Source organism: Sulfurospirillum sp. hDNRA2 (genome assembly GCF_024206095.2).
Lineage (GTDB): Bacteria > Campylobacterota > Campylobacteria > Campylobacterales > Sulfurospirillaceae > Sulfurospirillum.
Genome location: NZ_CP159800.1, coordinates 1,502,163 through 1,518,711 on the forward strand (window position 1 = coordinate 1,502,163; position 16,549 = coordinate 1,518,711).

At 41.4% G+C, this 16,549-nt stretch carries 16 protein-coding genes; 8 read left to right on the forward strand and 8 right to left on the reverse strand.

What is annotated here, in order from left to right:
• Positions 1 to 10: 10 nt before the first annotated feature.
• The 4 genes from NL930_RS07570 (at position 11) to NL930_RS07585 (ending at position 5,818) form a co-directional block, all read left to right on the forward strand.
• Positions 11 to 2,554, forward strand: coding sequence for a molybdopterin guanine dinucleotide-containing S/N-oxide reductase (locus NL930_RS07570; protein ID WP_254376228.1), 2,544 nt, complete (start codon positions 11 to 13; stop codon positions 2,552 to 2,554).
• Positions 2,555 to 2,804: 250 nt separating this feature from the next.
• A complete protein-coding gene (locus tag NL930_RS07575) occupies positions 2,805 to 4,949 on the forward strand; it encodes a methyl-accepting chemotaxis protein (RefSeq protein WP_254376229.1) in 2,145 nt (714 codons plus the stop codon).
• 211 nt (positions 4,950 to 5,160) lie between these two features.
• Positions 5,161 to 5,451 carry a nucleotidyltransferase family protein gene (locus NL930_RS07580; protein WP_060826064.1) on the forward strand — a complete coding sequence of 97 codons (291 nt, stop codon included), beginning with the start codon at positions 5,161 to 5,163 and terminating at the stop codon, positions 5,449 to 5,451.
• Positions 5,444 to 5,818, forward strand: a complete 375-nt coding sequence (locus NL930_RS07585) for a DUF86 domain-containing protein (RefSeq protein ID WP_254376230.1) — start codon at positions 5,444 to 5,446, stop codon at positions 5,816 to 5,818. Before NL930_RS07580 ends, NL930_RS07585 begins: the two co-directional genes overlap by 8 nt.
• Before the next feature lie 132 nt (positions 5,819 to 5,950).
• Here NL930_RS07585 and NL930_RS07590 read toward each other — a convergent pair whose 3' ends face one another.
• A complete protein-coding gene (locus NL930_RS07590; RefSeq protein ID WP_254376232.1) occupies positions 5,951 to 6,637 on the reverse strand; it encodes a hypothetical protein in 687 nt (228 codons plus the stop codon).
• A 238-nt stretch (positions 6,638 to 6,875) separates the two neighbouring features.
• Between NL930_RS07590 and NL930_RS07595 the strand changes: the two genes are divergently transcribed.
• Positions 6,876 to 7,733, forward strand: a complete 858-nt coding sequence (locus tag NL930_RS07595) for a D-amino-acid transaminase (protein WP_039674613.1) — start codon at positions 6,876 to 6,878, stop codon at positions 7,731 to 7,733.
• Between the two features lie 63 nt (positions 7,734 to 7,796).
• Positions 7,797 to 8,945: a GGDEF domain-containing protein gene (locus NL930_RS07600; protein WP_254376233.1), complete on the forward strand. Its 1,149-nt coding sequence runs from the start codon at positions 7,797 to 7,799 to the stop codon at positions 8,943 to 8,945.
• On the opposite strand, the gene NL930_RS07605 is transcribed toward NL930_RS07600, so the two are convergent.
• The gene (locus tag NL930_RS07605; protein ID WP_039674617.1) at positions 8,942 to 9,436 is read right to left on the reverse strand and encodes a hypothetical protein; all 495 of its coding nucleotides are present in this window, start codon (positions 9,434 to 9,436) and stop codon (positions 8,942 to 8,944) included. The genes NL930_RS07600 and NL930_RS07605 overlap by 4 nt on opposite strands.
• 113 nt (positions 9,437 to 9,549) lie before the next feature.
• Here NL930_RS07605 and NL930_RS07610 point away from each other — a divergent pair, with 113 nt between their 5' ends.
• Positions 9,550 to 10,890 (forward strand): amino acid permease, encoded by a 1,341-nt coding sequence (locus NL930_RS07610; protein ID WP_254376235.1) that lies wholly within the window; start codon positions 9,550 to 9,552, stop codon positions 10,888 to 10,890.
• Positions 10,891 to 11,141: 251 nt separating this feature from the next.
• A complete protein-coding gene (locus tag NL930_RS07615) occupies positions 11,142 to 12,032 on the forward strand; it encodes a DMT family transporter (protein WP_254376237.1) in 891 nt (296 codons plus the stop codon).
• Here the strand turns inward: NL930_RS07615 and NL930_RS07620 are convergent.
• The 6 genes from NL930_RS07620 to NL930_RS07645 all read right to left on the reverse strand — a co-directional run bounded on the left by NL930_RS07620 (position 12,022) and on the right by NL930_RS07645 (position 16,518).
• On the reverse strand, positions 12,022 to 12,828 hold the full coding sequence (locus NL930_RS07620; RefSeq protein WP_254376238.1) for a PhzF family phenazine biosynthesis protein: 807 nt from the start codon (positions 12,826 to 12,828) through the stop codon (positions 12,022 to 12,024). The genes NL930_RS07615 and NL930_RS07620 overlap by 11 nt on opposite strands.
• 21 nt (positions 12,829 to 12,849) lie before the next feature.
• A complete protein-coding gene (locus tag NL930_RS07625; protein ID WP_254376240.1) occupies positions 12,850 to 14,298 on the reverse strand; it encodes a hypothetical protein in 1,449 nt (482 codons plus the stop codon).
• A 114-nt stretch (positions 14,299 to 14,412) separates the two neighbouring features.
• Positions 14,413 to 14,715, reverse strand: a complete 303-nt coding sequence (locus tag NL930_RS07630; protein ID WP_254376241.1) for a hypothetical protein — start codon at positions 14,713 to 14,715, stop codon at positions 14,413 to 14,415.
• A gap of 3 nt (positions 14,716 to 14,718) precedes the next feature.
• A complete protein-coding gene (locus NL930_RS07635; protein WP_254376243.1) occupies positions 14,719 to 14,991 on the reverse strand; it encodes a BrnT family toxin in 273 nt (90 codons plus the stop codon).
• A 51-nt stretch (positions 14,992 to 15,042) separates the two neighbouring features.
• Entirely contained in the window at positions 15,043 to 15,669 is a 627-nt protein-coding gene (locus NL930_RS07640) for a GNAT family N-acetyltransferase (RefSeq protein WP_254376244.1), read from the reverse strand.
• Positions 15,670 to 15,729: 60 nt separating this feature from the next.
• A complete protein-coding gene (locus NL930_RS07645; RefSeq protein WP_254376245.1) occupies positions 15,730 to 16,518 on the reverse strand; it encodes a hypothetical protein in 789 nt (262 codons plus the stop codon).
• Positions 16,519 to 16,549: the final 31 nt, after the last annotated feature.

A 16,549-nucleotide genomic window follows, 5' to 3' on the forward strand; every position in this document is an offset into this window, starting at 1 on the left:
GGAGAACGTTATGCAAGAAACAATCAATCGAAGAGGATTTTTAAAAATCGGTGCCACATTAGCGTCCGTTCCTGTTTTTTCGCAGTTGTCTGGAACCTATTCGCTTTTTGCCAAAGAAGCGAGCGATTTGGTTAAAAACGGCGAAGTCATTACGGGTACGCACTGGGGCGTTTTAAAAGTAACGTTAAAAGACGGCAAAGTTGTTGATTCTAAACCGTTTTTTAACACGAGTAAAATTCCCAACTCCCTGCAAGGCAACACCGCCGATATGATCTATAAATCGCGTGTCAAATACCCGATGGTGCGTAAAAGTTACCTTGAAAATCCGGACGATCCAAAGCCCGCCCTTAGAGGTAGCGAAGAATTTGTACGCGTGAGTTACGAAGATGCGATCAAACTCGTTGCACGCGAACTCAAAAAAACACGTGCCCAAAAAGGACCTGCAAGCGTTTTTGCGGGAAGTTACGGTTGGAAAAGCGTCGGAAACGTTCATAACTCCAGAATCTTACTGCATCGTTTTATGAACTTAAGCGGTGGATTTACGGGAAGTTTAGGCGACTACTCCACGGGAGCAAGTCAAATCATTATGCCTCATGTTGTCGGTAGCATCAGCGTTTATGAACAACAAACCAGCTGGCCGGTGATCTTGGAACACTCCAAAGTCGTTGTTCTTTGGGGCGTCAATCCCATTACGACGCTCAAAATTTCATGGCAAGTCGACGACGCGCAAGCTTTTGCTTATCTGGAAAAACTTAAAGCAAGCGGGAAAAAACTCATTATTATCGATCCGAGACGTTCGGAGACCATTCGCTATTTTGATAAAGCCAGATGGATTGCACCGCTTCCCAATACCGATGTCGCGATGATGCTCGGTATGGCAAACCACCTGTACAAAAAAGGGAAATACGACAAAGAGTTCCTTGAAACCTACACGGTTGGATTTGACCGCTTTAGCGAATACCTTTTAGGAAAAACCGACGGTATCGACAAAACAACGGCATGGGCAAGCGGTATCTGTCGTATCGATGAAAAAACGATCCAAGAATTAGCAGAACTCTTTTACGATAACCGAACGTTTATGATGAGCGGCTGGGGTATGCAACGCGCGCACCACGGAGAGCAACCGCACTGGATGTTGGTTACCTTAGCTTCAATGCTAGGTCAAATCGGACTTCAAGGCGGCGGTTTTTCACTAGGACATCACTACAGCGGAGCCGGTGTACCCACACGTAAAGGTGCAACGATCGGCGGTATCAATGCGGCAAGTTTAGGGTATTTTGACGAAAGCGGTAAATTTATCGGTACGAAAAGTAGCGGAAGCGACGCATCCAGTACCGGAGAGAGTTGGAAACTCAAAGTCTCAGCCTCATCGTTTCCGGTTGCCAGAATCGCCGATGCATTAATGCATCCGGGAAAAACGATACAGCATAATGGAAAAACGATTACCTATCCTGACATCGACTTTATCTATTGGGTCGGAGGCAATCCTTTTTCACACCATCAAGATACCAATACGCTTGTGAAAGCATGGAAAAAACCTCGTACGATCGTCGTAAATTCCATTTATTGGACACCGAGTGCCAAAATGGCGGATATTGTGTTCCCTACGACTTCCCAGTACGAGCGAAACGACATCGCAATGATAGGCGATTACTCCAAGCACGGTATCGCACCGATCAAACAGTTGGTCGAAAAACAGTTTGAAGCGAGAGACGATTATCAGATTTTCAGCGATTTATGTTTGGCATATGCGGGTAAAGAACTTTTTAATGCTTACACCGAAAATGGCAAAAAAGAGATGGATTGGATCGAGGAGTATTATAACGTCGCGTACAATACGATCTTAAAAACACCGCAACTTTTGACGGATATGAAACCGTTTCAAACATTTTGGAGTGAAAATCAACCCGTTGTTTTTAACAGCACAATGGAAAGTGAAAGCTTCGTGAAATTTAAAGATTTTAGGGACGATCCGATCTTGCAACCGCTCGGTACGCCATCGGGTTTAATTGAGATTTACTCCGATACGATCGCAAAAATGAACTACGACGATTGTAGGGCGTATCCTAGTTGGTTTGAGCCGATTGAGTGGCTGGGTATGAAACAAAAACCGGCGGAATTTCACATGTTAAGCCCGCATCCATACGATCGTTTGCATTCACAACAAAATCAAACACGTTTACGTGACGCGTATGCGGTTGCCAATCATGAGCCGATCTATATCAACCCTAAAGATGCGGCTAAAAAACAGATCAAAAACGGCGATACCGTACGTGTTTTTAACGCAAGAGGTGAAATTTTGGCAGGTGCTGTCGTAACAGACGATGTAATCGAAGGCGTGGTGTGTATTTATGAGGGGGTATGGTACGACCCTGAAAAACCGGGTGCGGTAGGAAGCATCTGCAAAAACGGTAGCCCCAATCTTTTAACGATTGATATTCCAACGTCCAAACTGGCAAATGGAAACATCTCGCATACGGCATTGGTCAATATCGAAAAATATACCGGAAAAACACTTCCTCTAACGGCATTCTCCGCTCCTAAAGGAGTCTAAGCCTTTTTGCTCTCTTTGTCTTTCAAAGAGGGCACTTCTTTTTCTTACATGTAAAGATTTTTTCGTCATTTTAATCAACTATCCTGTCACTTTTTCTATTATTTCACACTAGAAACCGCATAAAGTGTTACGTAGAAAAACTCTTTTGAAAAAAAAATTCAACAAAAAGCAAAATAGCGACATGTACATTGAATTTAAATCGATTTTCATCTAGAATAGTCTCGCAACAAATAACAACAAAGAGGGGCATATGATGCTATTTAAGTCGATTCAAACTAAGATTGTTTTGATAGCCGGGCTGTGCTTGGTTTCAGCCGTTGTTCTATTGGTGGGTTACGGGTTGTTCTCATCCACACGAACACAAGATCGCGTTTCCGCGGAAGTTTCCTCTTTGTTGACGGAACTCAACATGGAGAGACTGCAAAATTTAGCCGGCGAGCAAAGTGGTCTCATTCAAGCCGAATTAGAGTTGGCTTTGGATGCTGCGCGTACGATGGCGAATACCTTTGAAGTGAGCAAACTTAAACCTAAAGACGGTAAAGAAGCTTTGGACATCGGCCGTGATCAGCTCAATGCGGTGCTTCTTAATGTATTGAAACATAACACGAGCTTTAACGGTACCTACTCCTGTTGGGAGCCAAATGCCATCGATGGGGCGGATGAAAACTTCCGTGTCAACAAAGACGGTAACAACCCGACTACCGGACGCTTTACCCCTTATTGGACACGTGATGATAAAGGCAACATTGCCGTTCAACCGTTAGTCGAGTACGACACCTACGACAAGCATCCTAACGGTGTTCTAAAAGGTGGCTGGTATATTACCCCACGTGAGCAGAATAAAGAGAGTGTGCTAGGACCTTTGCCTTATATCGTGCAAGGGAAGCAAGTATTTTTAGCAACCATGTCTGTGCCCATTACCGTCAATGGAAAATTTTATGGTGTTGCTGGAGCTGATTATAACTTAGATTTTGTTCAGCAAATTGCCAAAAAAGCTGATGCAGCATTGTTTGAAGCGCATGGACAGGTGTCCATCATTGCAGACAATGGTCTTTTAGTAGCCCAGAGCGAAAATCCTAATATGATCGGAGGTCATTTTAAACAAGTGATGCCTAAAGGTTGGGAAAAGATTTATGAAGCGATTCAAGTAGGTAAGGCGTTGGTTCGTATCAACAATGATAGTGGTATGATCGAAACGGTTGCTCCCATCCAGCTTGGAGCGACCGGTAAACCTTGGGCGGTTTTGATTCAAGTGCCACGGGAAATTATATTGGCTAAAGCGTTGGTGCTTGATAAAGATATGAGCGATCGACTTTACAGCAATGCTTCAATGCAAGTTGTCGTTGGTGTTATCGTTGCATTACTCGCTATTATTGCCATCTATTTTCTTACCACCAGTATGATTGCCAAACCTCTTTTAAACCTTAAAGAAACTGCCCATGATTTGGCAACGGGTGATGGTGATTTAACCAAAAAATTAGCTATTAAAAATCAAGATGAAATTGGTGATGCTTCCCATGAGATTAACCAATTTATCGATAAAGTTCACTCAACCATCAAATTAGCAAAAGATACCAGTTCTGAAAATGCATCGATTGCGCATGAGCTCTCAGCGACAACCCTGCAAGTGGGCAAACGCGTGGAAGACTCCTCAGTCATCATTGCTCAAGCCACACACATGTCAAGCGAGACCAAACAAGAAATTGTCGCTTCCGTCAATGAAGCAAAAGCTTCAAAAGAAGAGATCGTTAAGGCAAATAATGAACTCCAAAGTGCTCGTAAGTTCCTTCAAAAACTAGGACAGCGTGTTGAAGAGAGCGCGCAAACAGAGCAAGAACTTGCACAAAAAATCCAACAACTTAACTCTGATGCCGACCAAGTTAAAAATGTTCTTACCGTTATCGGCGATATTGCGGATCAAACAAACCTTCTAGCACTCAATGCTGCCATCGAAGCTGCACGTGCAGGAGAACACGGACGTGGTTTTGCAGTCGTTGCCGATGAAGTACGCACCTTGGCAGAGCGCACCCAAAAAAGTTTGGTTGAAATCAACGCAACCATTAATGTCATTGTTCAAGCTATCACGGACAGCTCAGAGAGAATGAATGTTAATTCAGCACAAATCCAAGAATTAAACGCGCTCGCGGGGGATGTGGAAAGCAAACTCGATAACACTGTTTCTATGATGAATGTTGCAACTAAACTCAATGAGAAAACGGTTAACGACTACATCCAAACCGGTGAAAAAATCGACATCATCGTTTCCAAAATCGAAGAGATCAATACGTTAGCAACGCAAAATACCAGAAGTGTGGAAGAAATCGCAGGGGCAAGTGAGCACCTCAATGAACTCACCACACAACTCAACGCCATCCTCAATAAATTCAGAACATAAGTTAAAGCCCTATTTTAGGGCTTTAACATAAATGGGCACTGGCTACTTTTTAAATTTTCCACTTTACATGTAAAGATTTAATTGATTAATTTCATTACAGTAGCCTAGTATCACCTTTTTTGAGAAAAAAAGAGAACAAAAAATTTTCAAAATAAGGTATTTCATTTTTTGCTATACTTAACATGAAAAATTCAGATGTTGGAGGCAAGCTATGGAAAGAGAGACTATTTTGGCATACTTAAAAAATCACAAAGATGAGTTTGCACAAAAGTATCACATCTCAAACCTTGCACTCTTTGGTTCATTTGCACGCAATGAAAACCATCATAACAGCGATATAGATATAGCCATCGATACAAGTCTAAGTGATTATTTTTTGCTTTATGATTTTAAAGAGAGTTTAGAAAAAGCATTTGATGCCAAAGTCGATGTTGTTAGACTTAGAGAAAAAATGAATCCTTCTTTAAAAAAGAGAATTTTAAAGGATGGTATCTATGTATGATAAAGAGCTTGTACTCGATATTTTAGAGCAGATTATCGAAGCGATAGCCATTGTACAAGAGCGATGCACATTTGCAAACTGTCAAAATGATTTTATGGATACTAAAGAAGGTCAAGAAAAACTAGATAGTATCTGTATGAAGCTCATCGCTATCGTGGAGAGTTTAAAAAATATCGATAAAATTACGGATAATAAGCTTTTAGCATCTTACCCTCTTATTGAATGGAAAAAGATAAAAGGAATTCGAGATTTTATATCGCATCATTATTTTGATTTGGATGCAGAAGTGATATTTGGTATTTGTAAAAATCATATTGGTGATTTGTCAATGACGCTTAAACAGATGAAGCTAGACTTGGAAAAATGAGATAAACTCTAAGCCCATTGACCTTTAGTCTAATCAATTAGTAAAAAGTTAAAAGTTTAGCCTTCGTACCACCCCCCGAAATTCGCTAATTTCATTAAAGTAGCCCCGTCACCTTTTTCCCCTCTCTTCATGTTAATGCGAGGGCTTAGCGGTACCTTTCCTGAGGGATGAAACAATAGACACAATCTCCGGTTCAATTTGTTCTGCTACCTGTTTGGGGTAAATAAAGGTAAGGTCAACAAGCTTTTCATCGACAATGGCATGGACTACTAAGTAGTATGACTCCCCATAGGGTTGATCCTTTTTTTCAAACCTATTAGCCCATGATGGTTCTATCTTGAGTCCAAGATAATTTATCGAAAGATACTGGCACTCAGCCTGCACCCCTGATTTGTACGGTATACAATTTGGTGGAGCAGATGGGGCAATTAAAGTGACGACTCCGCCGCTTGGATCTAAAAATTGATATTTTACGCATTTGATGCATTGCGTATCCGCACCGAGTTTGACGCGATAAGGTTCACGGCTCAGTACCCCTTGTGTAATTAGAGCAAGATCTGCATTCTTTGGTAAGACGGATGTTACAACAATTAAACCCGGAGATGCTTTGAAATTACCAACCTCGACGGAATCTCGTACCCATCGCTGCAACAGCTGACCTGTAGGTATCTTGGATTGTTGATATTTTGATGTCCAAGCATCTGGTAAGGTCATCGTTAAGCCAGCTTCTTCAATGAAGGCTTCAGCTCCATAAGAGACTGTAACAAAAGAAAAGGTTGCGTATAAAAACGCAATGCATAGAGATTTACAGTGTGACATCAGTGTTTTCCTCGCTAACAACTTTAGGAGTCAAGTTTTAAAAACTTTAGAGGGCTTGACTTTTAACTTTTGTACGTGAAGCTCATTCAACGCCTGACAAAAATAATATCGCTTTCGTCTTTAAAAGCAAGCTATATCTTTCAATTCTTTACATGTAAAAGCATTTTTGCCTACTTATTGCACACCCGCCTAAGAAACCTTTTGATACAATGTCGTATTATTTTTTTTGGAGTCTGTAATGAGCAGTATTGTTTTTTTAAACGGAGATTTTTGTAAAGAGGAAGATGCGAAAGTATCGATTTTTGATCGTGGGTATCTTTTTGGCGACGGTATCTACGAAGTGGTTCCTGTTATTAATGGCAAAGTGATCGACAAAGAGCCTTTTTTTGAGCGTTTTGACGGGAGTATGCGCAAAATCGGTCTTCAAGCGCCTTATTCGCATGATGAGGTTATGACGATTTTAAATACCTTGATCGCGAAAAACGACGTCGTCGAAGGCGGAATTTACATGCAAGTTACGCGCGGCGTCGCCCCTAGAGAATTTTATTTTCCCGAGAACACGCCTACGACGTTTACGGCGTTTACCTTTAAAAAAGAGATCATTCACAACGCGCTCGCCGAAAAAGGGGTTAAAGTTTTAAGCGTTAACGATATTCGTTGGAAACGCCGCGACATCAAATCCATCTCGCTTTTGGGACAAGTGCTTGCCAAAGAAGAAGTGCACCAAAAAGGCGCTTACGAGGGTTGGATGGTTGAAGACGGTTTTGTCACGGAAGGTACTTCTTCCGCGGCGTTTATCATTAAAGACGGCGTCATCATCACGAGACCTCTTTCAAACGCTATCTTACCGAGCATTCGTCGCAAACTTTTGATGGAGTACACCAAAGAGAACAACATCAAAGTCGAAGAGCGTCTTTTTAGCATCGAAGAAGCCATCCATGCCGATGAAGCTTTTATGGCAAGTGCTACGATTTTCGTTCTTCCGATCGTTGAAATCGACGGAAAACCGATCGGTACGGGAAAACCGGGCCCCATGGTTCAAAAATTACGTGCTATGTACGTACAAGCCGCACTTAAAGAAGCAAGCGAAGCCTAAGCGCATCGTATCGGGCGGTGACTCTATCCGCCCTTTTTTCACATACAAAGGGATACTCCTTCCATGTTAACCTTGGCAAAAAAAATGCAACACCTTGTCGATCTCATCGTCGTCAAATCGCCCGTAAGCGATAAAGAAGAACGTGTCAGGCTGAACCACTACGTGTGGGTAACGTTTATGATGCTTCCTATCACGCTGATTGCCGGAGCGTATCATGCTTCCGTACGCAATTACGCCTTAACGTTTTTAATCGTTCTCTTTTCGGCGTACCTCGTCACCACGCTTTTTTTGATTGCCAAAACCCGTAAAACGTACCTTTTGTATTTTGTCTCCAATGTCATTTTTACCGTTTTGATGATTTATCTGCTCTACCATGCCGATTTTGACGCCTCGATGATTTTATGGCTTTTTACCTATCCGTTGGGAACGATTTTTTTATTTGGAAATCGTATCGGTTTTATGTGGAGTTGCGTATTGCTTGCGATCGTCATGGTCTTTTTCATATGGGTTCCGCACGTCGATCACGCGTACGATCTAGCGTTTAAAATCCGTTTTTGCTTTTCGTATCTTGCGATCGCGTTTATTACCAGCTGGATCGAATACTACAGACATCGCTACCAACACGAGTCCGAAGCCAACCGTGAAGCCCTTTTAGCGGAACAGAGCCTTTTAAAAGAAGAGATTCACAGACGCACGCTTTTGGAAGAGGAACTGCACTACCTTGCGCAAACCGACATGCTGACCAAACTTTACAATCGCCGTCACTTTCTCAACTGCGCTCACAAAGAGTTCATCCGCGCCAAACGTTACGGTTACGATCTGGCCTTCGCCCTTTTGGACGTCGACCACTTTAAACACATTAACGACAGCTTAGGACATCCCGTAGGCGACGTCGTACTGCAAACGCTCGGAGAGTATTGCGTTTCTCAGGTTCGCGATACCGATATTGTCGGGCGATTGGGCGGCGAAGAGTTGGCATTTTTACTCTTACATGTCAACGAAGAAAAGGCGAAAGAGAAGATGGAACACTTGCGTATCGCTTTAAGCCGATTGCGTATCACGTACGCGCAAGGAATCGAGCCTTTAAACATTACTGCCAGTATCGGCGTGGCTTCGATTACCTCTGAAGTGCAAAGTTTTGAAGATTTGTATCTGCGTGCCGATAAAAAACTTTACGAAGCCAAAAGCGCCGGACGCAACTGCGTGCGTTAAGAGGCTTTTTTGAGCTTGGCGTTCTCTTTTTTCGTATGTCCGAAACGATCCAAGCCGTAGCGATTGTATCCGTCGACGAAAATTTTCTGCGACGGATCGAAACTCTCGCCGCAAGCTTCTTTATCGTAAATCACTTCGATACCTCTTTTCCCGTCCTTAACGCGTAACATGTATTCTACGCCTTGAGCGACCATGGAGACTTTGGAAAAGTCGTTGCACTGTCGTTTCAGATCGTCCGGCAAGGTTTTGTATTTGTAAAGTTCGTCAAGAATCTCTTTCGACTGCGACGTCGTCGCATCGAGCAAAACCCGTTTTCCTTCCACATCGACATGTTGGACGACGAGCCTTAACTCTTTGTACTTAAACGTTTGCGGGAGATTGGACTCCATACTTTTTGCCATCACGGACGCAAGAAGTTCAGGCGTTATCTTAAAACCCGACTGGGCACACACAAGCGAAACCAAACATCCTAAAGCCATCCAAAAGCGCATGTCATATCATCCTCAAATAATTTTCGTAATTGTACTTCTTTTTTGAGCAGATGTCAGCCTCCTTTTGCTTCAAAAAAGATACAATATACGCTTTTAATTGAGAAAGGAACTACATGCACAAAAACTCTCTGAGTCGAGGTCTCAAAAACAGACACGTTCAGTTGATCGCCTTGGGCGGAGCGATCGGAACGGGACTGTTCTTAGGCGTTTCAACCACCGTCCAAATGACCGGTCCGGCGGTTCTTTTAGGCTATGCGTTAGGCGGATTTATCGCGTTTATGATTATGCGACAACTCGGCGAAATGATCGTCGAAGAGCCGGTAGCAGGTTCTTTTAGCCACTTTGCAAATACCTATTGGCATCACTTTGCCGGCTTTGCTTCGGGCTGGAACTACTGGATGCTTTACGTTTTAGTCGGTATGGCGGAACTCACCGCTATCGGAACGTTTATTCATTTTTGGTTACCCAACGTTCCGACATGGGCGTCCGCGGCCTTCTTTTTCGTCATCATCAACCTCGTCAATCTTGCCAACGTACGTTTTTACGGCGAATTTGAATTTTGGTTTGCCATCATCAAAGTGATCGCGATTATTGCGATGATCGCTTTTGGTTCATACCTTCTCATCAGCGGCAACGGCGGCGAACAAGCACATTTGAGCAACCTTTGGGCACTTGAGGGCGGTTTTATGCCGCACGGATTTTCGGGCTTTGCGATGGCGATGGTGTTTATTATGTTCTCATTCGGCGGGCTCGAACTGATCGGTATCGCAGCAGCCGAAACGGACGATCCGAGCCGTACGATTCCCCAAGCGACCAATCAGGTCATTTACCGTATTTTAATCTTCTACGTCGGAGCGCTCGTCGTTTTACTTTCGTTAATGCCGTGGATGAAAATGACCAAAGAGGTAACGCCTTTTGTGATGGTCTTTCACAGTCTGGATCAAAACTTTGTTGCGCACATTCTCAACGCCATCGTTCTTACCGCCGCACTTTCGGTCTACAATAGCGGCGTTTACTCCAATTCGCGTATGCTCTACGGTCTTGCCGCACAAGGTAACGCACCCAAACGCTTTATGAAAACCAATCGCGCGGGCGTGCCGGTCAATGCCGTTTTATTTTCGGCTCTCATTACGGGTCTGTGCGTCGTTTTGAACTACTTTATGCCCGAAGACGCTTTGAATTATCTCATGGCATTGGTCGTTTCGGCATTGGTTCTCAATTGGTTTATGATTAGTTACGCGCATCTAAAATTCCGCTTGGCGAAAAATAAAGAGAAAATCGTTCCGAAATTTAAAGCGTTGTGGTTTCCATACGGAAATTACCTTTGCCTTGCGTTTTTCATCGGTATTTTAGTCGTGATGTGTTTCATCGACGGTATTCGTACATCGGTCTTCCTGATCCCCGTTTGGCTGATCATTCTTGCGTTAGGCTATAAATTTTTACGCAACAAATAGTTCTGTTTTTTTCTTACATGTAAAGCCTTAACATGTAACCGACCTTGCGCTGCTGTTGACAAGCACGTCAAGGTCGGCTTTTTGTCCTATCCCCAAAGATGAGTGGTTTTAGAAGAACTCTATTTTCAAAGGAAATCGTATGTGTTCGAAAACGCTTCCTTTTGAGCTTTTACACCGAGTGTTCTACTAATATCTACGACGAATCGCGCCAAAACAGACTATGATGCGTCCATTTCATACAAAGGTCGTTTATGCCAAAAGAGAGCAAAGCGCATTTATTGGTTTTACTCAACACATTTTTAGTCGCAGGTTCGTTCATTGCCTCTCAAAAAATTGCGGGGCTCATTCACCCTATTTCGCTGACACTGTTGCGTTTTGTTCTTGCGTCCATTTTACTGAGCCCTTTCATTTTTTTCAGCTCCACGAAACGAGAAAAGCTGACAAAAACATTTCCTAAAGCGATGATGATTAGCCTTTTTTACGCACTCTATTTCATCGCTTTTTTTAAAGCGTTGGAGATAACAACAGCGCTCAATACAGGCACACTTTACACGCTTGTGCCGCTTGTTACGGCCATTTTGTGCATCTTTTTCTTTAAAGAGCGCATCAGCCCTTTTCAATTATTGATTTATCTTTGCGGTATCGTGGGAACGGTGACTATCGTTTTTAAGGGAGAACTCTCTTTGTTGCTTCATTTTTCAATCAATAGAGGTGATTTTATCTTTTTGAGTGCCGTACTTTTTATGGCTATTTATTCGATTTTGACCAAATTTTTACATCAAGAAGAGGATGACGTGCTGGTGTTGGTTTTTATGACATTAGTAGGCGGCAGCCTTTGGATGTTTGCGGCATTGATGCTGATGGACATACCGCTTCAATGGAGCCAAATCAAAGGCGATGCATTCATGTATATGCTTTATCTTGTCATCGGAGCAACGTTGATGACTGTGTATCTCACACAAAAAGCCTCCATCATCATTGGTCCCAAAAAAGTGATGGCGTATGTTTACATCAACCCGGCAAGTATAGCTCTTTTACTCTATTTGATTGAAGGAGCCACACTTACATGGGACATTGGCGTGGGCATCGGTGTTTCTGCTGTTTCAACGCTCATGCTACTGAACCACCACTCTAAGCGTTGAGTGTTACGGAGCCTTGTAAATACTGAACACACGTACCTGAGACAAAAATACGCTCTTGCGTAACACGACAATAAAGCACGCCCGTACGTTTTGACGCTTGCAGCGCTACTAGTTCACTTTTTCCTAAACGCTTTGCCCAAAAAGGGGCAAGCCCTGCATGAATCGAGCCTGTGACTGGGTCTTCCACGCCGCCATTGGCTGGCCAAAAGTAACGCGATGCAAAGTCATACGCCTTGCTTGGAGCGGTCACGACAACATCCAAAGGGGCAAGCGTTTTTAGTTTTTCAAGATCAGGCACGACGTTTTTAACGTCTTCTTCGTTTGCATACACGGCAAAATAGGCTTGTTGGTTTTTATGAAATTCAAGCGGTGCGATAGAAAGCCCTGTTTGAAGTGCGCTTGGAATAACGCTTAGTTTTTCGGGTGAACGGTTGGGAAAACGCATCTCGATACGCCCGTTTTCACGCTCATCGACCTCGATGGTACCCACCGCCTTCGCCCAAAATTTGAGAGTGTCTTTTTCGCCCAGATGGTTAAAGATGACATACGCACTCGCCAACGTCGCATGTCCGCAAAAGTCGATCTCTTTGAGTGGCGAAAACCAACGAATCTCAAAAATACCCTCAGCATTTTTCACAAAAAAAGCCGTCTCCGAGAGGTTGTTTTCAGACGCAATGCTTTGCATCATAGATTCTGGTAGCCAATGCTCAAGCGGCACAACGGCAGCTTGATTGCCTTTAAAAAGCGTGTCGGTGAATGCATCGATGACGTAGAGGGGAAGTTGGGTTTGGGTCATTATTGTGTCCTATTCTATAAATTATTTTTGTATATTATGATATAACGTCGTCACCTGAGTTATCATACTTTGTATGGGCTCAGCATCTCTAATTGAAATAATAGTTGCGCATGTTGATATAACAGTTAAGATGAGCATTACAATGGTCATCCTACGCATGCTATTTTGTAAACGTATATTGGTTTCAGCAACATTATCTGAAGAAATGGTAACGCTAATTTGGCGTATAGCATTCGCTGTTTCTTTCAATATTTTTTCATTTTCGATTAATAAATCAATTCGATGTATCATTGATTCTCTCATACTGCTAAACAAATTATCCATTATAAAAGGATTTTCTCTGAGATATTTAAATTCATATATATTATGCATATAAATACCTGTATCATTACAGTAATTTTTTAATTCAATGATAAAAGGAATGATATTTTTTTGTGATTTGAGAACTTCATGGTCTAAGTTTGTCATCGTTTTAATGGACTGACGAAGATTATTCATATCCATTTTTCCATATAAATCTCGCAAATCAGTTATTTTATAAATATATGAATCTAATAATTCACTCAAAACCCATGTTCCAAGAGTATCATCTAAAGATTGAAAATAGTTTACAACACGTGCTTCTTTAGTTTCTCCATAATGCTCTATATCTTCATTCTGTAATATGTGATGAATATTTCCTGTTAAAAGTAAACTTCGGCGAATAGCATTTTTATCTTTCTTAAATTGTAAATAAAGTCCTTCTAATTTGTCATTAATCCAAACTTCCCATCGACTTTTTATGTCAAGAATAGACATATAATTGTGCAATGATTGGTTATGAACAAAAGGTGTATCTTTTTCTAATGTAAGAAACATACAAACGGGATGTTCATCTTTAATTGTATCAGAAGCATACAACCCTGCAAAATTTTCTTTTAGCCACGTAGAACAAATGCTATTGAGATACTCTTTATTTAAATCAACGGCATCTTTCTTTTGATGTTCAACGCCAATGATGCTATATCCACGTTTATGCTTTTTTGTATACGTTTTATAAGACTTTCGCAGAGGTTCTTCCAATATATTTGCTAAATCATCTTCAAAATTAAATTGGCAAATCAACATGGTTGTACTTGGAATAGCTTGGAAGATAGATGCGCGAATATAACTTACACCTTTGGGTAAATTACCCTTCCTTGGGTTTATCCAATGGCGTTTATCAGATTTATCAACAATTACTCCAAGGTTTAGCCATCCACTTTCTCCTACGCGATGGCGCATTTCAAGTAATGTATCTTGGAAATCATCTAACGAATCGATTTTTTCGTCTAACCATCCGAGCTTATCTATACTTTCATAAAAATTGCCTATGTATTCTGGTGGAAAAACTTCAAAAGCCCAAATACAAGGTATTCTTATTTTTTCATCGCTCGGTGGCGTGGTTTCTAAATTATCTTTTGGGTCTTTTTCGTTATGAAAATATTCCATATTCATATCATGGTTATTTTCGGAAGCTTGCTCTGAGTGAATTAATTTTTTAAAAATAGGTTTTATATTACTTAAAATAGTATTTCCTTACATGTAAAGATATAGATTAGCTTTTCAAATCTCCAATTTCACTTTCCCCACCGTATAATTATGCACCAAAGCACTGATAATATTTTGATACGAAATGCCTGTTTCTTGAGCTTTTGCTTTGACAAATTCAATGTCAGAAACCCCTAGTTTGATGGTAATTTGCTTTTTTTCCATGCGCTGTTGTTTGCGTGTTTCTTTAGCAGAAGCTTCAAGTAAGGTTTTGTGTGCTTTCAATTCTGTTTTATCCATAGCTTGCCATTCACCTGCTTCTAGGCTTTCCATCAATGCTTTTTCTTCTGCATCAAGCGGTTGTTGTTTTGTTTTCATGGCTTACTCCTTGATTTTCTTCGTAGCTTTGCGACTTGGAAATGCTGTTTTAAAAAAGATTTCTTCTTCATTTTCAACAAAAGGGATGACCCACACATACTTGTTAAAAAGAACTTCGACCATTTTTTGATTAGGGTATTTTTCAGTATTTGGGTGTTTGTAAATATTCAAAATTCCACCCTCTTCTATCGCTTGAAGTATCTCTTCAAAGCATATGCCTCGTTGTTCTTTTAAAAGTTGGTTCTTCGCTTCATCCCAAACTATCTTTTTTTTCATGCTATTTCCTTATAGCAAAATAATTATATCATAATTATAAATACATAAATTTCACAACGCCAATGCCATATAGTTCCATCGGTGTGAACCCAAAAGCAGTGAACGAACAAAACTGCCTTTTTGCAAGCATGTTCGGAAGAAAAACGTCTCAAAAAACTGTGCTATTTCTTTGTCGGTGTCATTGAGATGCACAGAAATGAGGTTGAAGTTTGCCTCTTTTTTGGCAAGATCACATGCCCATTGGATGAGACGCGTTTCAATGCCCTGCCCTTGATACTCAGGAAGCACGAACAGATCAGCGATGTAACACTCCTGTGCGACTGGTTCGTGCTTGATGAGATGCACTGAATACGCTAGCATCAGCAGTTTCCACGCTCCCCATGCATGAAACATCGCTTTGGAAAAAAGTGTACTACGAGCTTTTTCTTCACCACTCTTGGGCTTCCATGTCAAGCAAAGTGTACCGACAATATGCTCATCTACGCACGCAACGACGCAATGGGAAAAAGGTTCGTCAAAAGAATTCAAAAGGCGTTGTTCGACAAAAAGTTTGATGGGCTCATCCGCTACAGCTTGAGCGATTTTAAAACGATTGCGAACCGCTACGACCTGCAACGCGATCAAAGCTTCGCTATGGTGGGGTTGTGCGGTTTCAAGTTGGAGCGTTATTTCAGACATTCTTTATGTTCCTTGGGTCAAATTCTAATCTGTTACGATATTGTAAAATACCGTTTTGTTTTATTTTGATTCACTTTCTTTGGGTTGATCTTGTGTTTCGTACACATGCATTAAGTTGAAAAGCGGTCTATTTTCATGCTTTTCTTGCCATATTTTGACGTCTTCTTTGTACCACTGAATCACTTGTTCTTTTCCCTCATTAAATTTTTTTACAGCATCATTCGTTGCAATAATAGGACTACTTGCCGCAAGTTTTAAACAATAGTGCCTAAAATCTTCCATTTCTTTTGGAACATTATGACGTGTTAAATAAGCATTCACACCGTCTCGTGTTTGATAATAGTCTCCTTTAATACTTGAACAACCGATAAAATCTTCTTCAGGCATATCAACTGGCGTAAAATACGGCATTTTTCGAAATCCGCTAAAGGGAAGTGCAAGATGTGTCGTTTTATCTTTTTCAACAGTCACTTCTATAAAATCCGTATGTCGCCAAGCAAGCGGTGTTGGAAACGGCGGTACGGTTAACATAAATACATGTTTTCCAATACTGGGAAAATACTCAATCAAATACCCTCCATTGTGTATGTAAACAATAGGAAGCGTTCCGATATAGCGAACATCACCATCAGTCACATCGTAAATAGAAGCTTCAAGATTTTGAGGGATACCGAAAACGAAAAGGGAAAGCTTTTCGCCCGAACCTTGAGGCACATAATACGAAGTCACGACGACTCTACCTTTCGTTTCGTCATTGAGTTTTTGTATGCTTGGCTGTACCTCATACATCTTTGCACATCCTGCAAACATCGTAATAACGATCGCCGTTAAAAGCAATTTCCAAATCATATCCTATCCTTTTAGGGTAATTTTTATAGTT

Excerpts from the sequence above, each read along its gene's own strand:
- NL930_RS07585 (WP_254376230.1), top strand. The coding sequence starts at position 5,444 with ATGTATGATAAAGAGCTTGTACTCGATATTTTAGAGCAGATTATCGAA.
- NL930_RS07625 (WP_254376240.1), bottom strand. The coding sequence starts at position 14,298 with ATGGAATATTTTCATAACGAAAAAGACCCAAAAGATAATTTAGAAACC.
- NL930_RS07635 (WP_254376243.1), bottom strand. The coding sequence starts at position 14,991 with ATGAAAAAAAAGATAGTTTGGGATGAAGCGAAGAACCAACTTTTAAAA.
- NL930_RS07645 (WP_254376245.1), bottom strand. The coding sequence starts at position 16,518 with ATGATTTGGAAATTGCTTTTAACGGCGATCGTTATTACGATGTTTGCA.
- NL930_RS07580 (WP_060826064.1), top strand. The coding sequence starts at position 5,161 with ATGGAAAGAGAGACTATTTTGGCATACTTAAAAAATCACAAAGATGAG.
- NL930_RS07575 (WP_254376229.1), top strand. The coding sequence starts at position 2,805 with ATGATGCTATTTAAGTCGATTCAAACTAAGATTGTTTTGATAGCCGGG.
- NL930_RS07595 (WP_039674613.1), top strand. The coding sequence starts at position 6,876 with ATGAGCAGTATTGTTTTTTTAAACGGAGATTTTTGTAAAGAGGAAGAT.
- NL930_RS07590 (WP_254376232.1), bottom strand. The coding sequence starts at position 6,637 with ATGTCACACTGTAAATCTCTATGCATTGCGTTTTTATACGCAACCTTT.
- NL930_RS07640 (WP_254376244.1), bottom strand. The coding sequence starts at position 15,669 with ATGTCTGAAATAACGCTCCAACTTGAAACCGCACAACCCCACCATAGC.
- NL930_RS07615 (WP_254376237.1), top strand. The coding sequence starts at position 11,142 with ATGCCAAAAGAGAGCAAAGCGCATTTATTGGTTTTACTCAACACATTT.
- NL930_RS07570 (WP_254376228.1), top strand. The coding sequence starts at position 11 with ATGCAAGAAACAATCAATCGAAGAGGATTTTTAAAAATCGGTGCCACA.
- NL930_RS07630 (WP_254376241.1), bottom strand. The coding sequence starts at position 14,715 with ATGAAAACAAAACAACAACCGCTTGATGCAGAAGAAAAAGCATTGATG.
- NL930_RS07605 (WP_039674617.1), bottom strand. The coding sequence starts at position 9,436 with ATGCGCTTTTGGATGGCTTTAGGATGTTTGGTTTCGCTTGTGTGTGCC.
- NL930_RS07620 (WP_254376238.1), bottom strand. The coding sequence starts at position 12,828 with ATGACCCAAACCCAACTTCCCCTCTACGTCATCGATGCATTCACCGAC.
- NL930_RS07610 (WP_254376235.1), top strand. The coding sequence starts at position 9,550 with ATGCACAAAAACTCTCTGAGTCGAGGTCTCAAAAACAGACACGTTCAG.
- NL930_RS07600 (WP_254376233.1), top strand. The coding sequence starts at position 7,797 with ATGTTAACCTTGGCAAAAAAAATGCAACACCTTGTCGATCTCATCGTC.